Genomic DNA, 23552 nt, shown 5'->3' with positions numbered 1-23552 from the left:
AACGCCGCCCCCGACGAAATGCCCGCCTGTACGGCGGGCATTTTTTTGCGCCATACTTGCCCCGGCACGCCGATTGCTGGCTCCGACCCCGACAGACGTGCAATTGCACCGCAGGGATACCTTATCGATGTACAAGTCACCCCTATCAAATGTCGGCGTCGCGCCTTCCCAGCCCGAAGTGCCCGAGACCGGCGCCGCGTCCGCGTTGCCACCGGCGGCGCTGGCGGTACATCAGGGCCGCCTGCTCGAACTGGTCGCAACGGGCGCGCCTTTGCAGGATGCGTTGCTGGCCCTGACCGCCACGGCCACCGAGCTGGACCCCGACGTGCGCGCCGCAGTAGTGGTCACCGCCCCTGCGGGAGGCCCGGCCGAAGCGTACGCGGCCCATCTGCCCGCGTCTTTCATCGAACACATGCGTCGGCCGCGGGCGGCGGACGCCGACGATGCCACCACCTGCGCCGCCGCCATGCGGCAAGGCGCACGCGTCTATTGCACCGATATCGCGCACGACGACCAGTGGTCGCCCCAATGGCGCGCCGCCTGCCTGGCCGCCGGCCTGGGCGCATGCCTGTCCACGCCCATCGTCGATATCGAAGGCAGGGCGGTGGGTTCATTCTTCATGGGGTTGTCCCGGGTCGAACGCAATTGGGCGCATCTGCTGGCGCTTGCCGACTTCGGAGCCAGGCTGGCCGGCATTGCCGTGGCCAACGCGCGCGCCACGGTCGAGATGCAGCGCGCGCGCGTCGAACTGGAGCAGGAGCTGGCCGATACGCGCCGCCTGCAGCAGATCAGCATGCGCCTGCTGGCCTCGGGCCACGACGATAGCCTGTACAGCGAAATCGCCGATACCGCGGCCGACATCATGGAAGCCGACTTCGCCAGCATGCAGATTCTGCACGCCGAGCGCGGCGACAGCGGCGAGCTGCACCTGGTCGCCCACAAGGGGTTTTCTCCCGAGGCCGAGGCGTTCTGGGAATGGGTCACGCTGCAATCGCACAGCACCTGCGGCGAAGCCTTGCGCACCCGCGCGCGGGTGTTTGTCAGCGATGTCCGCGTCTGCCAGTTCATGGAGCGCAGCGGCGACCTGGCCACTTCCCTGAGCCTGGGCATACTGGCCGTGCAGACCACGCCCCTGATATCGCGCCGCGGCCGGGTGCTGGGCATGATATCGACGCACTGGCGCGCGCCGCACCAGCCTTGCGAACGCGACCTGCGCCACCTTGACCTGCTGGCGCGGCAAGCGGCCGACCTGGTGGACCAGCGCTTGGCCGAACAAGACTTGAAAGAAGCCGACCGCCAGAAGGACCAGTTCCTTGCGCAGTTGGCCCACGAGCTGCGCAACCCCCTCGCGCCCATACGCAACATCGCCGAACTGCTCAAGCGCAAGTCGGAAGACGACGCGACGCTGCGCGAACCCAGCGCCGTTATCGTGCGCCAGATCGATCATTTCTCGCGCCTGATCGACGATCTGCTCGATGTGGGCCGGATCGGCAACGGCATGATCGGGCTCAAGAAGGAACCCACCACGCTGTGCACGGTGTTGCAGCATGCCATGGAAACCAGCGCCCCGCAGATCAACGCCAAGTTGCAGCGGGTGACGCTGAACCTGCCCGCCAGCCCCGTGCAGCTGACCGTCGACAAAGTACGCATGGCGCAGGTGTTTGCCAACCTGCTTGTCAATAGCTCCAAGTATTCGGAACCCGGCAGTACCATCTGGATCGACGCCGCGACCGAGCCCGATGGCTACGTTACGGTGCGCGTGCGCGACGAGGGCATTGGCATCGAACCGCAGAATCTCGGCAAGCTGTTCAGGCTTTTCTACCAGACCGAACGCTCGCTCGAACGCTCGCAGGGCGGGCTGGGCATCGGCCTGTTCCTGGTGCAACGCCTGGTGGCGCTGCACGACGGCACCGTGCAGGCGTGCAGCGCAGGCCTGGGGCGCGGCTCGGAGTTCCAGGTACGCCTGCCATTGCCGCAGGCCGCGCACGACGCGCCCGCCAGCAGCAGCCGCGCCGACGACGATACCGCAGCCAGGCGCGGATTGAACGTGCTGCTCGCTGATGACAACGTCGATGCCGCCCAGACCCTTGCCGCCATTCTGGAGCTGGACGGCCATCGCGTCGCCCTCGCCGCCGATGGCGAGCAAGCGCTGTCGGAAGCCAGGAGGCTTAGACCCGACGTTGCCATCCTGGACATCGGCATGCCCAAGCTCGATGGCTACACCGTGTGCGCCAGGCTGCGGTCAGAGCCCTGGGCGAGCCCCCTGAAAATCGTCGCCATGAGCGGGTATGGCGCAATGTCGGATATTGCGCGCAGCGAACAGGCCGGGTTCGACCGGCACTTCACCAAGCCCGCCGACCTCAACGAGCTGCTGGCCTTCCTGGCGTCACTGTAAACGGGTGGTGGTGGCGCATGCGCGCTACCCCCCATTGGCGCGCCTGCGAATTCGCGATACCTTATCGCGTCACGCGGCTGTCATATGCTGCCCATAGAATGAAATCGTTTACAGCCTGAGCCCCGCCGTGCCCGGTCAGCCCTCCCGACGCCCCTCGATACTCGAAATCGCCCGCAAGGCGGGCGTATCGCCGGCGACCGTCTCGCGCGCGTTCAACCAGCCCGAGCTGTTGCGCGCCGAAACGCGGGCGCGCATTGCGGCGGTTGCGCAGCGCAGCGGGTTCCGGCCCAACCGCGTGGGCCGCAGCCTGCGCGCGGGGCGCACGCGCACAATAGGTCTGTTGCTTCCCACACTGACCAACCCCGTTTTTGCCGATTGCTTCGAAGGCGCAGAGCAGCATGCGCGCGCGGCCGGGTACAGCGTGATGATGAGCATCACAGGCTACGACCCATCGGTGGAATCCGCTTCGGTACAGGCGCTGATCGACCACCAAATCGACGGCCTGATCCTCACCGTGGGCAACGCCGCCCGCAATGCCACGCTGCGCGCGCTGGACCAGGCGGGCATGCCGCATGTGCTGGCTTACAACGAATCGCGTTCACACCCCTTCGTGTCGGTGGACAATCGCGCCGCTGCCCACGAAATGGTGGCTCACCTGGCCACGCTGGGGCACCGGCACATCGCCTTTGTCAGCGGGCCGCTGGCCGCGTCCGACCGCGCGCATCGCCGGCTGCTGGGCGCGCGCGCCAGCGCCCGGGCGTTGGGGCTGCCGGCATTGGCGCACCTGGAAGTCCAAGCCCACACCGAAGCCGGCGCGCCGGCTCTACGCCAATTGCTGGGGCGGCGCAATGCGCCCACGGCGCTGTTCTGTTCCAACGACCTGCTGGCCGCATCGGTCATTGCGCAACTGGCGACGCTGGGCGTACACGTGCCGGGCGACGTCGCCGTATGCGGATTCGACGGTGTGAAAATCGGCGCGATGATGGTGCCGGCGCTCAGCACCGTGGAACAGCCCAGCCGCGAAATCGGCGCCACGGCGTGCGCGCTGCTGCTGGCGCGCCTGAATGGCCAGCAGCCTCCTTCCGTACGCCTGCCGCATCGCATCGTGGGGGGCGGCACCGCAAGCAGCGCCGCAGCCCGGCCGCGCGCGCGCACCTCAACAGCTTGAGTTACCCATCATGCTTATTGCACAGATCAGCGACCTGCACATCCGCATGCCCGGCCAGAAGGCGTACAACGTCGTCGAAACCGACAGATTCCTGCCGCCCGCCATCGACACGCTGAACCGGCTGGATCCTGCTCCGGATCTGGTGATCATCAGCGGCGACCTGACCGACTTCGGCAAGCCGCAGGAATACGCCCACCTGAAACGCATGCTCGACGCGCTGCGGCTGCCGTACTTTCTGATGCCCGGCAATCACGACGACCGCCAAGCCATGGCCGACGCGTTCACGCAGCACGCGTATCTGCGCTCGGCGCAGGGGTACTTGCAGTATGCGGTGGAAGACTACCCCTTGCGCCTGCTGATGCTCGATACCGTCGTGCCGCGCAGCGGCCATGGCACCCTGTGTGAACAACGCCTGGGATGGCTGCGTGATCGGCTGGCCGAACAACCCGGACGCCCCACGCTTATCGCCATGCATCACCCCCCCTTTGCCACCGGTATCGCCTATATGGACGCCATCGGGCTGCTCGAGGGCGCAGGCGAGCTCGAGCGCATCGTGGCGGAACATCCCAATGTCGAACGCATCCTGTGCGGGCATTTGCACCGCACCATTTTCCGCCGCTTCGGCGGCACCATCGCGTCTACCTGCCCCGGTCCCGCGCACCAGATCAACCTGGACCTGCGCCCCCACGGAACGGGAGACTTCATCATGGAACCGCCGGGCTACCACCTGCACCAATGGCGTGACGGTGCGCTCGTGACGCATCACGCCTATATCGGCGCCTATCCGGGGCCGTATCCGTTTCACGAATAGCGCGCTGCCGGCCGCACCCGCAGACGGCGCGCCCGTGACACGACCATGTCATGGTTGCACCGCAAAATGAAAAGGATTTCATTTGCCGCCAGAATGAGGCCTGCGCCACCACTCGTTACACACCGCCACAATACGCCCCGATCATGTCCACGCTTATTCTCGAAGACCTGACCAAACAGTACGGAGACGCCGCCGCCATACAGGGCGTGGGTTTTACCGCGCCGGCCGGCAGTTTCACGGTACTGCTGGGGCCATCCGGCTGCGGCAAATCGACGACCCTGCGCATGATCGCGGGGCTGGATACGCCCACGTCCGGCCGCATTCTTATCGGCGACCGCGACGTCACGCACCTGCCGCCGTCGCAGCGGCGCATCTCGATGGTGTTCCAGTCGTATGCCCTGTTTCCGCACCTGACGGTGCGCGAGAACATTCTGTTCGGCCTGAAGGTGCGCAAAGAGCCGGCGGCCGACTACCCCCGCCGCCTGCAACGCGTGGCCGACCTGCTGGGCCTGACGGCCTTGCTGGACCGCAAGCCGTCGCAGTTGTCGGGCGGTCAGCAGCAGCGGGTGGCGCTGGGCCGCGCGGTCATTTCCGAAGCCCCGGTATGCCTGATGGACGAGCCGCTTTCCAATCTGGACGCACAGCTGCGGCACGACATGCGGCGCGAGATCCGCGGCCTGCAACAGGCCTTGGGCATCACCATGGTGTATGTCACGCACGACCAGACCGAGGCCATGAGCATGGCCGACCAGGTGGTGTTGCTGCGCAATGGCCGCATCGAGCAGCTGGACACGCCCGACGGTCTGTACGCGCGCCCGGCCACGGAGTTCGCGGCGCGCTTTATCGGCACGCCCCCCATGAACCTGCTCGACCTGGGCGACCATGGCGGACAGCGCGTTGTCGCCGGCGCCGAGGGCCCGCCGGTGCCGCATGCGCCCGCGGCGGCGGCGCGCCTGGGCGTGCGCCCGGAGCATATCGTCATCGGTGAAGACGGACACGCCGCGACCATCGAAAGCGTCGAGTACTTCGGCGCCGATTCCATCGTGGTGTGCCGCATCGGCAGCAGCCGCGGCGTCGCGGTACGCGTGGGCGGGCACTTGCGCGCAAATGCCGGCGACACGCTGCGCCTGTCGTGGCTGCCCGAACACCAGCATTTCTTCGCCGCCGACACGGCGGTTATTCCCAACCCCGGGCGCCCCGGCGCCGACCTTTCTTTGTAGGAAAGCCATCATGCGACGCACCGCTCTCAAAGCCCTGGCAGCCGCCCTGGCCGGCGCCTTTTTCTCGTTGCCCCTGCATGCGCAGAACAAGCCGGTAGAAGTCGAGTTCTACTACCCGGTGGCAGTGGGTGGGCCCATCACCAAGATCGTCGACGACATGGTCGCCGACTTCGAGAAAGAAAATCCCGATATCGACATCAAGCCCATCTATGCGGGCTCGTACCAGGACTCGATCGCCAAGGCGCTTACCGCGCTCAAGGGCGGCACGCCGCCGCAGCTGGCCGTGCTGTTGTCCACCGACATGTTCACGCTGATCGACGAAGACGCCATCGTGCCCATCGACAGCCTCACCAAGACCGACGCCGACAAGCAATGGCTGGGCGGCTTCTACGACGCGTTCATGCAGAACAGCCGCACCGGCGGCCACGTCTGGGGCGTGCCGTTCCAGCGCTCGACCATCGTGATGTACTACAACAAAGACCTGTTCAAAGAAGCAGGCCTGGATCCCGAGCGCGCGCCCGCCACCTGGGACGAGCTGGTCGAATACGGCAAGAAGCTCACCAAGAAAGACGCCTCCGGCAACGTGACGCAATGGGGCATCAAGATTCCCTCCGGTGGCGCGTTCGCCTACTGGCTGTTCCAGGCCCTGACCACGCCCAACGACGCCATCCTGATGAACGAGGAAGGCAACGAGGTTTACCTGGACAAGCCCGCGGTGATCGAGGCCGCGCAGTTCTGGCACGACCTGGCGGCCAAGCACGGCGTGATGCCGCGCGGCACCATCGACTGGGGCACCACGCCCAAGGACTTCCTGGAAAAGAAGGCGGCCATTGTCTGGACCACCACGGGCAACCTGACCAATATCCGCAAGAATGCCGACTTTCCGTTCGGGGTGGCAATGATGCCCAAGGCCAAGCGGGGCGGCAGCCCCACCGGCGGCGGCAACTTCTACATTTTCAAGAGCGGCACGCCCGAGCAGCAGGCGGCCGCGCTGAAATTCGCCAAATGGACCACCGCACCCGAACGCGCCGCCGACTGGAGCATCGCCACGGGCTATGTCGCCGTCACCCCGGCCGCATGGGAAACCGAAAAGATGAAGAAGTACGCCGCCGAAGTCCCGGCTGCCACCGTGGCGCGCGACCAGCTCGAAGTCAGCGTGGCCGAGTTCTCCACCCATGAGAACCAGCGCGTGACCAAAGCCCTGAACGATGGCCTGCAAGCCATGCTGACCGGCGCGAAGACGCCGCAGCAGGCCATGGCCGACGCGCAACGCGAAGCCGATCGCGTACTGCGCGCTTACCGCTGAACCGCCAACCAGGAGCCGCCGCGTGAACAGATCCATGCAGGCAATTTATGGCTGGCTGTTGCTGTTGCCCGCCCTGGTGCTGCTGGCCGCGTTCACGCACTACCCGGCAGTGGCCACGGTGTGGCACAGCTTCTTTTCCACCCCGCGCGGCAACCGCCCGGCGCGCTTCGTGGGGCTGGAAAACTATGCGCTGATGCGCGACGACCCGGTGTTCTGGCAGGCGTTATGGAACAACCTGTGGTTCGTGCTCGTCACCATTCCGCTGTCCATCATCATCGCGCTGGCCATGGCGCTGTGGGTCAACCGCAACCTGGCGGGCAGGGGCTTCCTGCGCATGGCCTACTTCACCCCCACCGTGCTGCCCATGGTCGCGGTGGCCAATATCTGGCTGTTCTTCTATACCCCGCAGTATGGCCTGATCGCGCAGGTGATGCAGTGGTTCGGCTCGGCCGGCTACAACTGGCTGGGCAGCCGCGACACGGCACTGCCCGCGCTGATGGTCGTCACCATCTGGAAGGAAGCCGGGTTCTTCATGATTTTCTACCTGGCCGCGCTGCAGACCATTTCACCTTCGTTGCGCGAAGCGGCCCTGCTTGAAGGCGCATCGCGCTGGCAATACTTCCGGCGCGTGCTCTGGCCGCTGCTGATGCCCACCACGCTGTTCGTACTGGTAAACGCCCTGATCAACGCCTTCCGCCTTGTCGACCACGTGGTGGTCATGACGCGCGGCGGGCCCGATAACGCCAGCACGCTCTTGCTGTTCTATATCTATCAAGTGGGCTTCAGCTTCTGGGATACCTCGTATGCGGCCACGCTGACTGTCGTGCTGCTGCTGATACTGGCCATCACCGCGCTGGTTAAATTCCGCTGGCTCGACCGCAGGACACACTACCAATGACGCGCAAGCTCGATACCCTGGGCGCCTGGCTGCTGGGCCTGTTGTGGATACTGCCGCTGGCCTATGCCGTGTGGGCGGCCTTCCACCCGCCGGCATATGCCACCCGTTTCGACCTGCTGGCGCCGCTGACGCTCGAAAACTTCACGCGAGCCTGGCAGGCCGCGCCGTTTCCGCGCTATTTCCTGAATACCTTCATCCTGGTCACCATGGTGCTGGCCGCCCAACTGGTGCTGTCCACGCTGGCCGGATACGCGTTCGCGCGCTTTGAGTTCCGTGGCCGCGACTTCGTCTTTATGCTGGTGCTGCTGCAGCTGATGATCATGCCCGACGTGCTGCTGGTCGAGAACTACCGCTCGATGAGCCTGCTGGGCGTGCGCGACACCATCTTCGCGGTGGGGCTGCCGTACTTCGCCTCGGCGTTCGGCATTTTCCTGTTGCGGCAAACCTTCAAGACCGTGCCGCGCGAGCTCGAAGAGGCCGCACGCGTCGAAGGCGCGGGCCCGCTGCAGGTGCTGCTGAAGGTATACGTGCCCCTGGCCAAGCCCATCTACGTCGCCTATGGCCTGGTGTCTGTCAGCCACCACTGGAACAACTTCCTGTGGCCGCTCATCATTACCAATTCGGTGGAATCGCGCCCGCTGACGGTGGGACTGCAGGTGTTCTCGGCCACCGACCAGGGCATCGACTGGTCGGTCATCACGGCAGCCACGCTGCTGTCGGCCGCGCCCTTGCTGCTGGGCTTCTTGCTGTTCCAGCGGCAGTTCGTGCAGTCGTTCATGCGCGCCGGCATCCGCTAGCCGCGCGCGCCCCGTTCAGTAGCCGACCGACAGGCCGGGCAGGTCGACGATGATGCGCGGCTTGTCCAGCGCCAGGGCGGCATGCTGGGCGAACTCGCGGCTTTCCTTGGCGTCCGACGACAAGACGTCGTACCCCAGCGCATCGGCCACGCCCATGATCTTGTCCAGCAGCAATACCTTGCCGCTGGGCCGCAGGGGCTCGCAGCCCAGCGTGTCCCAGGCGGCCTCGAACCAGTCGCGCGCATCGCTGGCGGCCTGCGGCGTGGGCGTGACATCCACGGCAAGGTCGACGGAACGGCGGTCGTCGAAGATGATCGTTACATCGCTGCGCATGAAATGCTCCATTGCAAGAGAGCGCCAGTATGCCGGTACGACCTGCCGCAGACTGTCAGGGGTGCGACATTGCCGGCAGCCTACCAGCCCCGCGTGGCTTCCCAGGTGACGTCGGCGCCCTCGTCCAGCGAACGGCGCATCATGTCCAGCAGCGGATACGCCCGCTGGTGCAGTTCGACATGCTGCGCTATGGGGTGCACCGGCGGCTCGTCCGGGTCCTCTTTTTCGTCGGTGTCGCCGGCACGGGCGCGCTCGTCCGCATGGATGGCGGCCTCGATGCCCGCAATGGCGGCGGGAAGCTGTTCGCGGGTGAACACGCCGCGCTCGGGAATCTCGTCTCTGATGGATTTGCCGGCCGCTCGCAGCAGGGGGGCGGCGTTCTGCGACAGCATCAGGACCTCGGCAGCCGCCTTGGAATGGAATTTGATAAGCATCGCTGGCTCCTGAAATGGGTACTGTCCATACACTACCGCAATGCGCGGGCCGGCGCTATGGCGCAATGTAATCGCGCCGCGCCCCGAGGCAAGGGCTCGACGGGCGCGGCAAACCTCGCCCAGGGCAAGAGAAAAGCGCCCAAATCACGCTATGATCTAGGATATTCCTGTGTTTAGCAGGGTTTCGATTCGCACGCTTTCGTCACATGGCGCATGGCCACGGCCGGTCGCCGCGGCAGCGGGGCAGGCTGGCCTGCCTGGTGCTGCCGATACTCCAGAACCTTCAGCAGATTCCCCATGCTCCCCGAGCAACAACAACAACTGATTTCGCTGCTCCAGGCCGCCGTCGCGCGCGTCCTGCCCGACGCCCAGGCCACGGTGCTGCTCGAGCGCCCCAAGATCGCCGCGCACGGCGACGTGGCCACCAACATCGCCATGCAGCTGGCCAAGCCGGCGCGCCGCAACCCTCGCGACCTGGCGCAGTCCATCGTCGACGCCCTGATGGCCGAAACAGCGGCCCGCGCGCTCGTCGAAAGCGCCGAGATCGCAGGCCCCGGCTTCATCAATTTCCGCATCACCACGGCAGCCCGCCAGGCGGTCATCCAGGCCGTGGCGGCGCAGGGCGAAGCCTATGGCCGCGCGGCGCCCAATGGCGAAAAGGTGCTGGTCGAGTTCGTATCGGCCAACCCCACCGGCCCGCTGCACGTGGGGCATGCGCGCCAGGCCGCCCTGGGCGACGCTATCTGCCGCCTGTACGAGGCCACCGGGTGGGACGTCACCCGCGAGTTCTACTACAACGACGCCGGCAACCAGATCCACAACCTGGCCATCAGCGTGCAGGCGCGCGCCCGCGGCATCGGGCCCGATTCGCCCGATTATCCGGCCGACGGCTACAAGGGCGACTACATCGCCGACATCGCCCAGGACTTCCTCGCCGGCAAGACGCTGCAGGCCGCCGACGGCGCGGCCGTCACGGCCAGCGGCAATGTCGACAACCTGGATGACATCCGCGTGTTCGCTGTGGCTTACCTGCGCCGCGAGCAAGACCTCGATCTGCAAGCCTTCGGCCTGGCGTTCGACAACTACTACCTGGAAAGCTCGCTGTATACGTCGGGCCGCGTCGAACAGACCGTCCAGGCGCTGATCGACAGCGGCCACACATACGAGCAGGACGGCGCGCTCTGGCTGCGCACGACCGAGCTCGGCACCGGCGACGACAAAGACCGCGTCATGCGCAAAAGCGAAGGCGGCTACACGTATTTCGTGCCCGACGTCGCCTACCACAAGGCCAAATGGGAACGCGGCTTTCACCGCGCCGTGAACATCCAGGGCAGCGACCACCACGGCACCGTGGCGCGCGTGCGGGCCGGCCTGCAGGCGCTGGGCGTGGGCATCCCTGCCGATTACCCCGCGTACGTGCTGCACAAAATGGTAAAGGTCACGCGCGGCGGCGAAGAGGTCAAGATCTCAAAACGCGCCGGCAGTTACGTCACCCTGCGCGACCTGATCGACTGGGTGGGCCGCGATGCAGTGCGGTACTTCCTGATTCAACGCAGGGCCGATACCGAATTCGTGTTCGACATCGACCTCGCGCTGTCCAAGAGCGACGAAAACCCGGTGTACTACATCCAGTATGCGCACGCCCGCATATGCTCGATGATCGCCCAGTCGGGCGCCGACGAGGCCGGCATCGCGCAGGCCGACGCCGCGTTCCTGACGGCACCCACCGAATTTGCGCTGATGCAGCGGTTGGCCGGGTTCCCGCAGGTGGTGGCGCAAGCCGCCCAAGAACTGGCGCCGCACCACATTGCGTTCTGGCTGCGCGATTGCGCATCCGACTTCCACGCCTGGTACAACGCCGAGCGCGTGCTGGTCGACGACGAACCCCTGAAGCTGGCCCGCCTGCGCCTGGCCGCCACCACCCGGCAGGTGCTGGCCAACGGCCTGGCGCTGCTGGGCGTGTCGGCGCCGCAACGGATGTAAGCTGCGCCCATGGCCACCAAACGCAAATCATCCCGGCAGCCCCGGCAAGGCGGCAGCACGCTGTACGGCGCCCTGGCCGGGCTGCTGATCGGCCTGGTCATCGCGGCCATCGTGGCGTTCTACGTCACCAAGGCGCCCATGCCGTTCGTCGACCGCGCCACGCGCGACACGTCCCGCACCCAGACCCCCACCGACCCTCGCCAGGCGCCCGACCCCAACCTGGGCCTGTATGGCCGCGACGGCGCTGCCGGCACGCCCCCCAGCGGCCCCACGGCCACGGCGCCGGCCCCGCTGCCGGGCGTGCAGCCGACTCCGCCCGCCCCGGCGCAGGGCCCATCCGACGAATTGGGCGCGCTGATCGCCACCCTGCCGCCCGGCGGGGCGCCGTCCGAAGCGCCCCCGGCGCGTGTGGCGACGCCAGCCTCGGGCAAGTATTTTCTGCAGGCAGGCGCATTCCGCGTGCTCGAAGATGCCGAGGCCCTGAAAGCGCGCATCCTGCTGCTGGGGTTGCCGGTGGCGGTGCAGCGCGCCGAGGTCAACGGCATGCAGGTCAACCGCGTGCGGGTCGGGCCCTTTGCGCGGCTCGACGACATGAATCGCGCCCGCAGCAGGCTGGGCGAAAACAAGATCGAATCGGACGTGGTGCGCCAATAGCGCGACCCCGGGCCGATTGAACTTATGCCCTACGCGGCTGGTCTGTAACCGTAACTCTTCACTCAGGAACACGCCCGATGCAGTTTTCCACGCTTACCCGTCTTGCCGCCGCCGCCGCGCTGGCCGCATCCACGCTGTTCGCGCCGGCCAGCCAGGCCCAGGGCGCGCAGCCCTACGTGGCCATCAACCCGCCGCTGCCTTCGGATACCCCGGGCAAGGTCGAAGTGCTCGAGTTCTTTGCCTACACATGCCCGCACTGCGCCACCATGGAGCCCCTGGTCCACGAATGGGCCAAGACGGCGCCGTCCGACGTCGTGCTCAAGCAGGTTCCCGTGGCGTTCAATGCCGGCATGAAGCCGCTGCAGCAGCTGTACTACACGCTGCAGACGCTCAACCGCCCCGACCTGCATGCCAAGGTATTTACCGCCATGCACGTCGAGCGCAAGCGTATGTTCGATAAAAAAGCCATGGGCGACTGGGCGGCCGAGCAGGGCGTGGACCGCGCCAAGTTCGACTCGGTGTTTGACTCGTTCAGCGTGCAGACCCAGGTGCAGCGCGCCGACCAGCTGGCCCAGGCCTACAACATCGACGGCACGCCGGCCTTCGGCGTGGGCGGCAAGTTCCTGACGTCGCCCGCGCTGGCCGGCAACAGCTACCAGGGGGCGCTACAACAAGTCGACAAGCTCATCCCCATGGCGCGTCAGCAGTAAGCGCGCTTGCCAAGGGGCGGTTTCACCGCGCCTGCGGCACATCCCGGCGTGTGGCGCCCACAGGCGCCGCCGCCACCCCTGCGCCCGCCAGCCGCTCAACGGCCTTTCAAGCTGCCGCTTCCAGCGCCTGCTTCAGATCGGCGATAAGGTCGCGCGGGTCTTCCAGGCCGATGTGCAGGCGTACCAGGGCGTCGTCTGCGCCCGTCCAGTACTGGTGGCGCGCCAGTTCGCCGCGCGTTACCCACTGCACCAGGCTTTCGAAGCCGCCCCACGAAAACCCGATGCCGAACAGGCGCAACGCGTCGACGAAGCGGCGCGACGCCTGGGGCGTCATGCGCAACTGCACCGCCAGCATGCCGTTGGACCCGGTGCAGTCGCGTTGCCACAGCGCGTGGCCCGGGTCGGCCGGCCAGGCAGGGTGATAGATGCGCGCTACCTCGGGCCGCGTGGACAGGAATTCGCACACCTGCAAGGCGTGGCGGGCGTGTTGCGCCATGCGGATGGGCAGGGTGCGCACCCCGCGCAGGGCCAGCCAGGCGTCGTCGGCGCTGACGGAATATCCCATGGCGTACTGGGTGCGGTTCAGGCGCTGCGCGATGGCCGCGTCGTTGGTTACCACGGCGCCCAGCATCAGGTCGGAATGGCCGCCCACATACTTGGTGCCTGCCACGACCGACACCTGCGCGCCCAGGGCCAGCGGACGATAGATATAGCCCGACCCCCAGGTGTTGTCGCACGCCAGCACCAGGCCGTGGCGGCGCGCGAACCCGGACAGCGCAGGCAGATCGAGCATCTGGAACAACAGCGATCCGGGCGATTCCACATACACCAGCCGCGTGTTGGGGCGCACCAGCGATTCCAGGTCGTCGCCGGCCGAGAAATACGTCAGCTCGATGTTCATGCGCTTGAGCAGCGCCTCGTCCAGCTCATACACGGGCCCGTACACGCAGTCGGCCACCAGCGCGTGGTCGCCTGCCGACAGCAGCGACGTCATTACCATCGTGATGCCGGCCAGCCCCGAAGACGCCAGATACGCGTGCGTACCGCCCTCGAGCTCGCAGAACACCTGTTCCAGCGCCGCGTGGGTATCCATGCCCATGCGGCCGTAGGTCGCCGCGCGCTGTCCGCCTGCCTTGCGGCGCTGGACGGTCTCGAGCGCGTCGAGGTTCTTGAAGCGCACGGTGCTGGCGCGCATGGATGGCAGATTGACCGGCGCGGAGCCGGTTTGCGAATCAAACGCCGCGGTGGCGGTGTGCTGCAGCAGCGTGTCGATATGCACGTCGGAGTCTTTGGACATGGAGCGGGGGCAACGGCAAGAAGTAGCGAAGACCCCGATATTAGGAGATTCGGCGCCGATCCGAAAACACGCGCGTTGCCATGCGCGCGCCTGGCGCAGTACGCTTGAAGCCCTTATCAATGCGCGCGTGGCGGCGCCCACACTGCCATTGGACGTCTATGCTGCCCTTCGACACGCTGCTCGCCTTCTTTGGTATCGCCGTACTGCTGGCCCTGGCGCCCGGCCCCGACAACCTGTTCGTCCTGATGCAGTCGGCCTTGTGGGGCCGGCGCGCGGGTCTGTTCGTGGTGCTGGGCCTGTGCACGGGCCTGCTCGGCCATACCGCCGCCGTAGCGGCAGGGCTGGCGGCGATGTTTGCCGCATCGCCCATGGCGTTCACCGCCATGAAGCTGGCGGGTGCGGCCTACCTGGCCTACCTGGCGTGGCAGGCGCTGCGCGACCCGGGCACCGCCGCACAATCGGAACGGCCGCCGGCGTTGTCGCGCGGCGCGCTGTATCGGCGCGGCATCATCATGAACCTGACCAACCCCAAGGTGCTGCTGTTTTTCTTTGCCTTTCTGCCGCAGTTCGTGGCCCCCGCGCATGGGCCCGTAGGCCTGCAGATCGTGATGCTGGGGGCGGTGTTCATGCTGGCCACCTTGCTGGTGTTCGGCGCCATCGCGTTTTTCTCGGGCGCCTTCGGGCAACTATTGCAACGCTCGCCAACGGCGTCGCGCTGGCTCAATCGCCTGGCGGGCATGGTTTTCCTGGGCCTGGCGGTGCGGCTGGCCACTGCCAGCCGCTAGCCGCTCATCGAGCGATGGCCGCAAACCCGGGCGTCCCGCCGCACGCCCGCACGCAATGGTTCAGTTTGCCGTAAACCGCACGATTCCGTCGTCCCCTTCCTGCCGCGCCACCTTGCCCTCGAAATACAGCGCATGCAGGTGGGCCAGCGCCTCGCCCATGGCGAAGGTCAGCTGGTGCAGGTCGAGCTTGCGCTTGAACAACACCGGCACGATGTCGGCCGTGGATTGGGGCGCGGCACAGGCCTGCAGCACCTCGCTCAGCCTATCCGCATGATGCTGGTGCTGCTGGGCGATGCGCTCGTGCAAGCCACGGAAAGGCCGCCCATGCGAGGGCAGCACCAGCGTATCCGCGGGCAAATGGTTGTAGCGATCCAGCGAACTCAAATACAGCGGCAGCGGGTTGGCATCGGGTTCGTAGTCGAACACGCTGATATTCGTGGAGATGCGCGGCAAGACCATGTCGCCCGAGATCAGCGTGGCAAGGCTCGGACTGAACAGCGACAGGTGCTCGGGCGCGTGCCCGTACCCCACGATCACCTGCCAGGGTCGCCCGCCGATCATCACCTCGTCGCCATGCAGCAGCCGCGTATAGCGCGCCGGCATGGAGGGCACCAGGTCCGGGTAGTAGCCGGCCCGGCGGCGGATCTGTTCCTGGGCTTCCGGATCGGTCAGGCCATGCCTGGCAAAATGCTCGACCGCCGCCTGCCCGTTGGGCCCCGAGCCATCGCGGCGCGACGTCCACAACGTGGCCACCATGAAGTCCGTCATGCTCATCCATAGCTCGGCGTCCCATCGGTCGCACAGCCAGTGCGCCAGCCCCACGTGGTCGGGGTGCATGTGCGTCACGATCACGCGCAGCACGGGCAGCCCGTCGAGCTCATTGGCGAAGATCTGCTCCCACAGCGTCTTGACCTGATCGCGGCTGATACCGCAGTCCACGATGGTCCAGCCCTGACGGCCGTCGATCTCGTCGCGCAAGAGCCAGAGGTTGATGTGGTCCAGCGCGAAAGGCAGCGGCATGCGTATCCATTTCACGCCGTCCGCCACCCGCTGGGCGACGCCAGGTTCAGGCTGCACATCGCCCCAGGGATACTGCAATTGATGCTCGTTGGGATTCATGTAGTGTCTCGGATGGGCTTGACGATTGGTCTGGACCATCATAATTTACGTTTACGTAAACTGCCAAACCTCGCATGCCCTCCACCTGGACGATTTCCGAACTCGCGCGCGAGTTCGATATCACGCCTCGCACCATCCGCTTCTATGAAGACCAGGGCATCGTCAGCCCGGCTCGCGATGGCCGCAACCGCGTGTACAGCTCGCGCGACCGCACCCGGTTGAAACTGGCGCTGCGTGGCAAGCGGCTGGGCTTTCAGCTGTCGGAAATCCGCGACCTCATCGACATGTATGACGGGCCGGGCGACAGCGTGTTGCAATTAAGGCAATATCTCGACGTGCTGGCCCGGCATCGCGCCGCGCTCGAACAGCAGCGGCGCGATATTGAAGACACGCTGTCCGAAATCGACGCACAAGAGCGGCAATGCCGGCAATTGCTGGCGCAGCACTCCACGCCCTGAGCGCGACCTGCCGGCTTGGGGCGGCAAGGAACCCACCACCTATGTATCTGCCTCACCACTTCGAAGAATCCCGGCCGGCCGTGCTGCATGCGCTGATGCGCGCGCGCCCGCTTGCCACATTGGTCATGGGCGATGGCAACGGCGGCTTCGACGCCAACCATATTCCGTTTTTCCTGGACGCCGCCACGGGCGCCCATGGCGTGCTGCGCGGCCACGTGGCGCGGGCCAACCCGCTATGGAAGCAGGCCGGCGCCGGCGCACCGGCCCTGGCCATCTTCCAGGGCGACGATGCCTATATCTCGCCGTCGTGGTATCCCACCAAGCGCGAGCATGGCAAGGCGGTGCCCACCTGGAACTACGTGGTGGTGCACGCCCGGGGCACGCTGCGGGCCATCGACGATGCCGCCTGGCTGCGCGGCTTGCTGGACACCCTCACGGCAGAACACGAAGCCGGCATGCCGCAGCCATGGTCGGTCGGCGACGCCCCGCCAGACTACCTCGACAAAATGGTGGCGGCCGTGGTGGGCATCGAGCTGCATATCGAGCAGCTCGTGGGTAAATGGAAAGTCAGCCAGAACCAGCCGGGCGCCAACCGGGCGGGCGCCGCCCGGGGGCTGCGCGAACACGGGCAGCACGGCGGCGCCGGCATGGCGCGCCTGGTTGCCGGCTACCCCGAGACGTCATGACGCTGCCTCAGATCCTGGGGCTATTCGCGCTGACCGCCGTGGCCGAGATCGTCGGATGTTATCTGCCATACCTGTGGCTGAAGCAGGGATATTCCGCCTGGCTGCTGGTTCCGGCGGCGGCCAGCCTGGCCCTGTTCGCCTGGTTGCTCACGCTGCACCCGACGGCCGCCGGCCGGGTCTATGCGGCGTACGGCGGTGTCTACGTCAGCATGGCGTTGCTGTGGCTATGGGCGGTAGACGGCGTCAGGCCCAGCATTACCGATCTTGCCGGCGTGGGCCTGTGCCTGGCTGGCATGGCGCTCATCATGGCCGGGCCGGCCCGCAGCTGATCTGCGTCCGCCCGTCGCGCCGCGCCACGGTTCGCCCGCGCGAATACGCTAGGGAAAACCCGCCTCTACTTTACGTTTACGTAAACGTAATATAAATACTCCCATTGCCGGGTGGGGGCGCTGCGGTGCATCATAAAAAGCTGCGCCTGCCCCAGGCGATAGGTGTAAGCACATACTCTCTTGGAGACGCCGATGAATCTTCCCGGCTTGAATTTCGACTTGGGCGAAGACCTGGACATGCTGCGCGATGCCGTGCGCACTTTCGCCCAGGCAGAGATCGCACCCCGCGCCGCCGAAGTCGACCGTACCGACCAATTCCCCATGGACCTGTGGCGCAAGTTCGGCGACCTGGGCGTTCTGGGCATGACGGTCGGCGAAGAGTACGGCGGCTCGAATATGGGGTACCTGGCGCACATGGTCGCCATGGAAGAGATTTCACGCGCGAGCGCATCCGTGGGGCTGTCATACGGCGCGCATTCCAACCTGTGCGTCAACCAGATCCACCGCAACGGCACCGCCGCGCAAAAGGCCCGCTACCTGCCCAAGCTGGTGTCGGGCGAACATGTGGGGGCGCTTGCCATGAGCGAACCCGGCGCGGGGTCGGACGTGGTCAGCATGTCTTTGCGCGCCGACAAAAAAGGCGACCGCTACGTGCTCAACGGCACGAAAATGTGGATCACCAACGGCCCCGACGCCGACACCCTGGTGGTGTACGCCAAGACCGATCCGGCCGCCCACCAGCGCGGCATCACCGCGTTCCTGGTCGAAAAATCCTTCAAGGGTTTTTCAGTGGCGCAGAAACTCGACAAGCTCGGCATGCGCGGCAGCCACACCGGCGAACTGGTGTTCGAAGATTGCGAGATCCCCGAAGAAAATGTGCTGGGGCAGGTCAACGGCGGCGTACGGGTGCTGATGAGCGGGCTCGACTATGAACGCGCGGTCCTGTCCGGCGGCCCGTTGGGCATCATGCAGGCCGTGATGGACGTGGTCGTGCCGTACATCCACGAACGCAAGCAGTTCGGCCAGGCGATCGGCGAATTCCAGCTTATCCAGGGCAAGGTGGCCGATATGTACACCACGCTGCAGGCCAGCCGCGCGTTCTGCTACGCGGTGGGCAAGAACCTGGACCAGCTCGGCGCCGAACACGTGCGGCAAGTGCGCAAAGACTGCGCCGCACTGATCCTGTACACCGCCGAAAAAGCCACCTGGATGGCGGGCGAAGGCGTGCAGATACTGGGGGGCAACGGTTATATCAACGAATACCCCACCGGACGCCTGTGGCGCGACGCCAAGCTGTACGAAATCGGCGCCGGCACCAGCGAAATTCGCCGCATGCTGATTGGCCGCGAACTCTACGCCGAGACTGCCTGACGCGGCGGACCATGATCTACAGCGGCGACGTCCAGCACATCGAGCCGGCTCCGGCCCCCCGCCCGAAGCCGCTGGCCGTCGCCCGGCAGATACTCGCGGGTTTTGACCGCCACTACGCGCTGTTTCGCTATAGCGCCCAACGCGCCAAGGCCCTGTTCGAATCGGGCGACTGGCACGGCATACAGCAGCTATCACGCGAGCGCATCGAGTATTACGACATGCGGGTGCGCGAATGCGTGACACAGTTGCGCCATGTGTTGCGCGATTCTGCCGCGCCCGAGCATGCCGTCAGCCTGACCGCCGAGCAGACCCGCTTCTGGCAAGACGTCAAGCAGCAGTTCGTCAACCTGCTGGCCGGCCACCGCCAGCCCGAATGCGCCGAGACGTTCTTCAATTCGGTATCGTGCCGCATCCTGCACCGCGATTATTTCCATAACGATTTTCTGTTTGTTCGCCCGGCCATCGCGACGGACTACCTCGACAGCCGCATCCCGTCGTATCGCGTGTACTACCCGCTGACAGAGGGCCTGCGCAAGAGCCTGATCCGCATGGTGGCCGACTTTGGCCTGGCCATTGCCTACGCAGACCTGCCTCGCGACGCCCGCCTGCTGGCGCGCGCCGTCGTGCGCAAGCTGCGCGCGCAGTGGCCGCATGACCGCGGGCCGCGCCTGGCCTCGGATTGCCAGGTGCAGGTGCTGAGCACGCTGTTCTTCCGCAACAAAGGCGCATATATCGTGGGGCGCCTGATCAACCAGAGCACGGTGCACCCGTTCGCCGTGGCGCTGGCGCGCAATCCCGCCGGCCAGATCGAACTGGACGCGCTGCTGCTGGGCGCCGACGACCTGAGCACGCTGTTCAGCTTTACGCGCGCCTACTTTCTGGTGGACATGGAAACGCCCGCGGCGGTGGTGAGCTTTCTGTCGAGCCTGCTGCCGCGCAAGCCCAAGGCCGAGCTGTACACCATGATAGGCCTGCAGAAACAGGGCAAGACGCTTTTCTATCGCGATTTCCTGCATCACCTTGCACATTCGCGCGACGCGTTCGATATCGCCCCCGGCATCAAGGGCATGGTGATGTGCGTGTTCACGTTGCCGTCGTACCCGTACGTGTTCAAGCTCATCAAGGACCGCATCCAGAAAGACGGCATGGACCACGCCACCGTGCGGCGCAAGTACCAGATGGTGAAGATGCACGACAGGGTGGGCCGCATGGCCGATACCTGGGAATATTCGCAAGTGGCGCTGCCTCGCGCGCGCTTTTCCGCCGCGCTGCTCGAAGAACTGCGCACGCAGGTTCCCAGCCTGCTCGAAGAAAGCGCCGACACCATCGTGATCCGGCACGTATACATCGAACGGCGCATGACGCCGTTGAACATCTACCTGCGGCACGCGTCGGAACCGCTGCTGGAGCACGCCGTGCGCGAGTACGGCGATGCCATCCGCCAGCTGGCCACTGCCAATATCTTTCCGGGTGACATGCTGTACAAGAATTTCGGCGTCACGCGCCTGGGCCGCGTGGTGTTCTACGACTACGACGAAATCCAGCGCATGACCGAAATGCAGTTCCGCCGCATCCCGCCAGCGCCCAACGAAGAAGCCGAGCTGTCCAGCGAGCCTTGGTATGCGGTGGGCCCCAATGACGTATTTCCCGAAGAGTTCGAACGCTTCCTGCTGGGCGATCCGCGCGTGCGCGCCGCGTTCATGCGGCGCCACGCCGAACTGCTGCGCCCCGAGTGGTGGCAAGCCTGCCGGGCTCGCGTGGCGCAGGGGCGGATAGAAGAGTTTTTCCCTTACGATACTGACAGGCGGCTGCGCCCCGGCAGCGCGCCGCAGCGCGTTGCGGCTTCGTAACGCCAGTCTTTTATTGCATTCCAGGAGTCAATCATGTCTGATCCCGTCGTCATTGTTTCAGTTGCCCGCACCCCCATGGGCGGCATGCTGGGCAGCCTTTCGGGCCTGGCCGCCCATGAACTGGGCTCGGTAGCCATCAAGGCCGCCGTCGAACGCGCGGGCATAAAGCCCGAACAGGTCGATGAAGTCATCATGGGCAACGTGCTGCAGGCCGGCCAGGGCCAGGCCCCGGCGCGCCAGGCGGCGCTGGGCGCGGGCCTGCCGCTGGGCGTAGCGTGCACCACCATTCACAAAGTGTGCGGCTCGGGCCTGAAGGCCGCAATGTTCGGCCACGACCTGCTGTCGGCCGGTTCGGCGCGCATCGTGGTGGCCGGCGGCCAGGAAAGCATGAGCAATGCGCCCTACCTCATGCTCAAGGGCCGCCAGGGATACCGGTATGGCCACGCCACCGTGTACGACCACATGGCGCTCGATGGCCTCGAAGACGCGTACGACCGCGGCAAGGCCATGGGCGTGTTCGCGGAAGACTGCGCCACTAAGTACGAGTTCACGCGCGAGCAGCAAGACGCTTTTGCCCTTGAATCGCTGCGCCGCGCGCGCGCGGCCACCGAAGACGGCAGCTTCAAGTGGGAAATCGCGCCAGTCACCGTGGCCGGGCGCAAGGGCGACACCGTGGTTGATACCGACGAGGCTCCCGCCAAGGCCATGCCGGAAAAAATCCCCACCCTGAAGCCCGCCTTCAAGAAAGACGGCACGGTAACCGCCGCGAATGCCTCGTCGATTTCCGACGGCGCGGCCGCCATGGTGCTGATGCGCGCGTCCACCGCGCAGGAACTGGGCCTGCAGCCGCTGGCCCGCATCGTGGCCCACAGCCAGCATTCCCAGGAACCCGGCTGGTTCACCACCGCCCCGGTCGGCGCGCTGAAGAACCTGTTCACCAAGACCGGCTGGAACGCCCAAGACGTAGACCTTTACGAAATCAACGAAGCGTTCGCGGTGGTCACCATGGCCGCCATGAAAGATTTCGACCTGCCGCACGAGAAGGTCAACATGCACGGGGGCGCTACGGCGCTGGGCCACCCCATCGGCGCATCGGGCGCACGCCTGGTGGCCACGCTGGTGGGCGCGCTGCGCAAGACCGGCGGCAAGCGCGGCGTGGCCACGCTGTGCATCGGCGGCGGCGAAGCCGTGGCCATGGCCATTGAAATGCTCTAGGCCCCTGGGGCATCGGCGCCTGGCTCCCGCAGGGGCCAGGCTCCCACAACAACCCCGAAACCGGATGATGTCCTGCGCCCGCCCGGGCGCCAGGCACGCATAGGAAAAGAATCTCCATGCCCACGATCGAATCCCGCATCAACCCGCGTTCGCAAGACTACGCCGATAACGCGCGCGCCATGCAGGCGCAGCTGGACGACCTGGCGCGCCAGCTGGAACAGGCGGCGCTGGGCGGCGGCGAAGCTGCGCGCGCCAAGCACGTGGCGCGCGGCAAGCTGCTGCCGCGCGAACGCGTCGAACGGCTCATCGATCCGGGCAGCCCGTTCCTGGAGCTGTCACCCATGGCGGCTTACGACATGTATGACGGCGCGGCGCCAGGCGCAGGCATCATCACGGGCATCGGGCGCATCGCGGGCACCGAGTGCGTCATCGTGTGCAACGATGCCACGGTCAAGGGCGGCACCTATTACCCGATGACGGTCAAGAAGCATCTGCGCGCCCAGGAAATCGCGGCGCAGAATCGGCTGCCGTGCGTGTACCTGGTGGATTCGGGCGGCGCCAACCTGCCGCAGCAAGACGAGGTCTTTCCCGACCGCGACCACTTCGGACGCATTTTCTATAACCAGGCGGTGATGTCCTCGCAGGGCATCGCGCAGATCGCAGTGGTAATGGGTTCATGCACTGCCGGGGGAGCATACGTGCCCGCCATGAGCGATGAGTCCATTATCGTGCGCAACCAGGGCACGATTTTCCTGGGCGGCCCGCCGCTGGTAAAGGCCGCCACCGGCGAAGTCGTCAGCGCCGAAGATCTCGGCGGCGGCGACGTGCATACGCGCCTGTCCGGCGTGGCAGACCATCTGGCGGCCAACGACCTGCACGCGCTGCAGCTGGCGCGCAACGCCGTGGCGCGTCTGAACCGGTCCAAGCCCGCACAGCTGGCGCTGGCGCCCGTGCGCGAACCCCGCTACGACCCTGCCGAACTCAACGGCATCATCCCCGCCGACACCCGCAAACCCTACGATGTGCGCGAGATCATCGCGCGCATCGTCGACGGCTCGGACTTCGACGAATTCAAGGCGCGCTTTGGCACCACCCTGGTGACCGGGTTCGCGCACATCCACGGCATGCCGGTGGGCATAGTGGCCAACAACGGCATCCTGTTTTCGGAATCGGCGCAAAAGGGCGCGCACTTCATTGAGCTGTGCGCACAGCGCAAGATCCCGCTGGTGTTCCTGCAGAACATCACCGGCTTCATGGTCGGGCGCAAGTACGAAAACGAAGGCATTGCCCGGCACGGCGCCAAGATGGTAACCGCGGTGGCCACGGCCAACGTGCCCAAGTTCACGGTGCTGATCGGTGGCTCGTTCGGCGCCGGCAACTACGGCATGTGCGGGCGCGCTTATGCGCCGCGCATGCTGTTCATGTGGCCCAATGCGCGCATATCGGTCATGGGCGGCGAACAGGCTGCCAGCGTGCTGGCCACCGTGCGCCGCGACGGCATCGAGGCCAAGGGCGGCAAATGGTCGGCCGAAGAAGAAGAGGCTTTCAAGGCGCCGATACGCGCACAGTACGAACGAGAAGGCCATCCGTACTACGCCACCGCGCGCCTGTGGGACGACGGCATCATCGCGCCGGCCGATACGCGCCGGGTGTTGGCGCTGGGCCTGTCGGCGGCGCTGAACGCGCCCATCGACGACACGCGCTTTGGCGTGTTCCGCATGTAGCGCACGCCG

General features: G+C 66.1%; 22 protein-coding genes. 18 read left to right on the top strand and 4 right to left on the bottom strand.

Annotated elements, in window-relative coordinates:
• Nucleotides 1–127 precede the first annotated feature (127 nt).
• The 7 genes from CAL19_RS19010 (at nt 128) to CAL19_RS18980 (ending at nt 8595) form a co-directional block, all read left to right on the top strand.
• A complete protein-coding gene (locus CAL19_RS19010; protein ID WP_094797666.1) occupies nt 128–2395 on the top strand; it encodes a hybrid sensor histidine kinase/response regulator in 2268 nt (755 codons plus the stop codon).
• Between the two features lie 127 nt (nt 2396–2522).
• Nucleotides 2523–3563: a LacI family DNA-binding transcriptional regulator gene (locus CAL19_RS19005; protein WP_094797665.1), complete on the top strand. Its 1041-nt coding sequence runs from the start codon at nt 2523–2525 to the stop codon at nt 3561–3563.
• A gap of 10 nt (nt 3564–3573) precedes the next feature.
• Nucleotides 3574–4374: a phosphodiesterase gene (locus CAL19_RS19000; protein WP_094797664.1), complete on the top strand. Its 801-nt coding sequence runs from the start codon at nt 3574–3576 to the stop codon at nt 4372–4374.
• Between the two features lie 143 nt (nt 4375–4517).
• A complete protein-coding gene (locus tag CAL19_RS18995; protein WP_094797735.1) occupies nt 4518–5594 on the top strand; it encodes an ABC transporter ATP-binding protein in 1077 nt (358 codons plus the stop codon).
• Nucleotides 5595–5604: 10 nt separating this feature from the next.
• Nucleotides 5605–6900: an ABC transporter substrate-binding protein gene (locus CAL19_RS18990; protein ID WP_026640624.1), complete on the top strand. Its 1296-nt coding sequence runs from the start codon at nt 5605–5607 to the stop codon at nt 6898–6900.
• Between the two features lie 22 nt (nt 6901–6922).
• The gene (locus tag CAL19_RS18985) at nt 6923–7798 is read left to right on the top strand and encodes a carbohydrate ABC transporter permease (protein ID WP_026640623.1); all 876 of its coding nucleotides are present in this window, start codon (nt 6923–6925) and stop codon (nt 7796–7798) included.
• Nucleotides 7795–8595: a carbohydrate ABC transporter permease gene (locus CAL19_RS18980; RefSeq protein WP_094797663.1), complete on the top strand. Its 801-nt coding sequence runs from the start codon at nt 7795–7797 to the stop codon at nt 8593–8595. Before CAL19_RS18985 ends, CAL19_RS18980 begins: the two co-directional genes overlap by 4 nt.
• A gap of 15 nt (nt 8596–8610) precedes the next feature.
• On the opposite strand, the gene CAL19_RS18975 is transcribed toward CAL19_RS18980, so the two are convergent.
• Together CAL19_RS18975 and CAL19_RS18970 are read right to left on the bottom strand one after the other, a co-directional pair.
• On the bottom strand, nt 8611–8928 hold the full coding sequence (locus CAL19_RS18975) for a hypothetical protein (RefSeq protein ID WP_026640621.1): 318 nt from the start codon (nt 8926–8928) through the stop codon (nt 8611–8613).
• 80 nt (nt 8929–9008) lie between these two features.
• The gene (locus CAL19_RS18970; protein WP_026640620.1) at nt 9009–9362 is read right to left on the bottom strand and encodes a DUF1840 domain-containing protein; all 354 of its coding nucleotides are present in this window, start codon (nt 9360–9362) and stop codon (nt 9009–9011) included.
• A 297-nt stretch (nt 9363–9659) separates the two neighbouring features.
• Between CAL19_RS18970 and argS the strand changes: the two genes are divergently transcribed.
• The 3 genes from argS (at nt 9660) to CAL19_RS18955 (ending at nt 12709) form a co-directional block, all read left to right on the top strand.
• The gene (argS, locus tag CAL19_RS18965; RefSeq protein ID WP_094797662.1) at nt 9660–11345 is read left to right on the top strand and encodes an arginine--tRNA ligase; all 1686 of its coding nucleotides are present in this window, start codon (nt 9660–9662) and stop codon (nt 11343–11345) included.
• A 9-nt stretch (nt 11346–11354) separates the two neighbouring features.
• Complete coding sequence (locus CAL19_RS18960; RefSeq protein ID WP_094797661.1) at nt 11355–11999, top strand: SPOR domain-containing protein; 645 nt, start codon at nt 11355–11357, stop codon at nt 11997–11999.
• Nucleotides 12000–12076: 77 nt separating this feature from the next.
• Complete coding sequence (locus tag CAL19_RS18955) at nt 12077–12709, top strand: thiol:disulfide interchange protein DsbA/DsbL (protein ID WP_026640617.1); 633 nt, start codon at nt 12077–12079, stop codon at nt 12707–12709.
• A 106-nt stretch (nt 12710–12815) separates the two neighbouring features.
• Here the strand turns inward: CAL19_RS18955 and metC are convergent, their stop codons facing one another.
• Nucleotides 12816–14006: a cystathionine beta-lyase gene (metC, locus tag CAL19_RS18950; protein ID WP_094797660.1), complete on the bottom strand. Its 1191-nt coding sequence runs from the start codon at nt 14004–14006 to the stop codon at nt 12816–12818.
• A 158-nt stretch (nt 14007–14164) separates the two neighbouring features.
• Here metC and CAL19_RS18945 point away from each other — a divergent pair, with 158 nt between their 5' ends.
• Nucleotides 14165–14791: a LysE family translocator gene (locus tag CAL19_RS18945; protein ID WP_094797659.1), complete on the top strand. Its 627-nt coding sequence runs from the start codon at nt 14165–14167 to the stop codon at nt 14789–14791.
• 60 nt (nt 14792–14851) lie between these two features.
• Here CAL19_RS18945 and CAL19_RS18940 read toward each other — a convergent pair whose 3' ends face one another.
• Nucleotides 14852–15910, bottom strand: a complete 1059-nt coding sequence (locus tag CAL19_RS18940) for an MBL fold metallo-hydrolase (protein WP_094797658.1) — start codon at nt 15908–15910, stop codon at nt 14852–14854.
• A gap of 74 nt (nt 15911–15984) precedes the next feature.
• Between CAL19_RS18940 and CAL19_RS18935 the strand changes: the two genes are divergently transcribed.
• The 7 genes from CAL19_RS18935 to CAL19_RS18905 all read left to right on the top strand — a co-directional run bounded on the left by CAL19_RS18935 (nt 15985) and on the right by CAL19_RS18905 (nt 23543).
• Nucleotides 15985–16368, top strand: coding sequence for a MerR family transcriptional regulator (locus CAL19_RS18935; RefSeq protein ID WP_026640613.1), 384 nt, complete (start codon nt 15985–15987; stop codon nt 16366–16368).
• A gap of 41 nt (nt 16369–16409) precedes the next feature.
• Nucleotides 16410–17054 carry an FMN-binding negative transcriptional regulator gene (locus tag CAL19_RS18930; protein WP_094797657.1) on the top strand — a complete coding sequence of 215 codons (645 nt, stop codon included), beginning with the start codon at nt 16410–16412 and terminating at the stop codon, nt 17052–17054.
• The gene (locus CAL19_RS18925) at nt 17051–17383 is read left to right on the top strand and encodes a YnfA family protein (protein ID WP_094797656.1); all 333 of its coding nucleotides are present in this window, start codon (nt 17051–17053) and stop codon (nt 17381–17383) included. Before CAL19_RS18930 ends, CAL19_RS18925 begins: the two co-directional genes overlap by 4 nt.
• 192 nt (nt 17384–17575) lie before the next feature.
• Complete coding sequence (locus CAL19_RS18920; protein WP_026640610.1) at nt 17576–18754, top strand: isovaleryl-CoA dehydrogenase; 1179 nt, start codon at nt 17576–17578, stop codon at nt 18752–18754.
• Between the two features lie 11 nt (nt 18755–18765).
• Nucleotides 18766–20604, top strand: a complete 1839-nt coding sequence (gene aceK, locus CAL19_RS18915) for a bifunctional isocitrate dehydrogenase kinase/phosphatase (protein WP_094797655.1) — start codon at nt 18766–18768, stop codon at nt 20602–20604.
• A 33-nt stretch (nt 20605–20637) separates the two neighbouring features.
• Nucleotides 20638–21819, top strand: a complete 1182-nt coding sequence (locus CAL19_RS18910) for an acetyl-CoA C-acetyltransferase (RefSeq protein ID WP_026640608.1) — start codon at nt 20638–20640, stop codon at nt 21817–21819.
• Between the two features lie 116 nt (nt 21820–21935).
• On the top strand, nt 21936–23543 hold the full coding sequence (locus tag CAL19_RS18905; RefSeq protein WP_026640607.1) for a carboxyl transferase domain-containing protein: 1608 nt from the start codon (nt 21936–21938) through the stop codon (nt 23541–23543).
• The last annotated feature ends 9 nt before the right edge of the window (nt 23544–23552 follow it).

Origin of the sequence: Bordetella genomosp. 7, assembly GCF_002261265.1 — a bacterium.
Classification (GTDB): domain Bacteria; phylum Pseudomonadota; class Gammaproteobacteria; order Burkholderiales; family Burkholderiaceae_B; genus Bordetella_A.
Note: the sequence above shows the minus strand (reverse complement) of the source record. Positions and strands in the feature narration are given on the sequence as shown.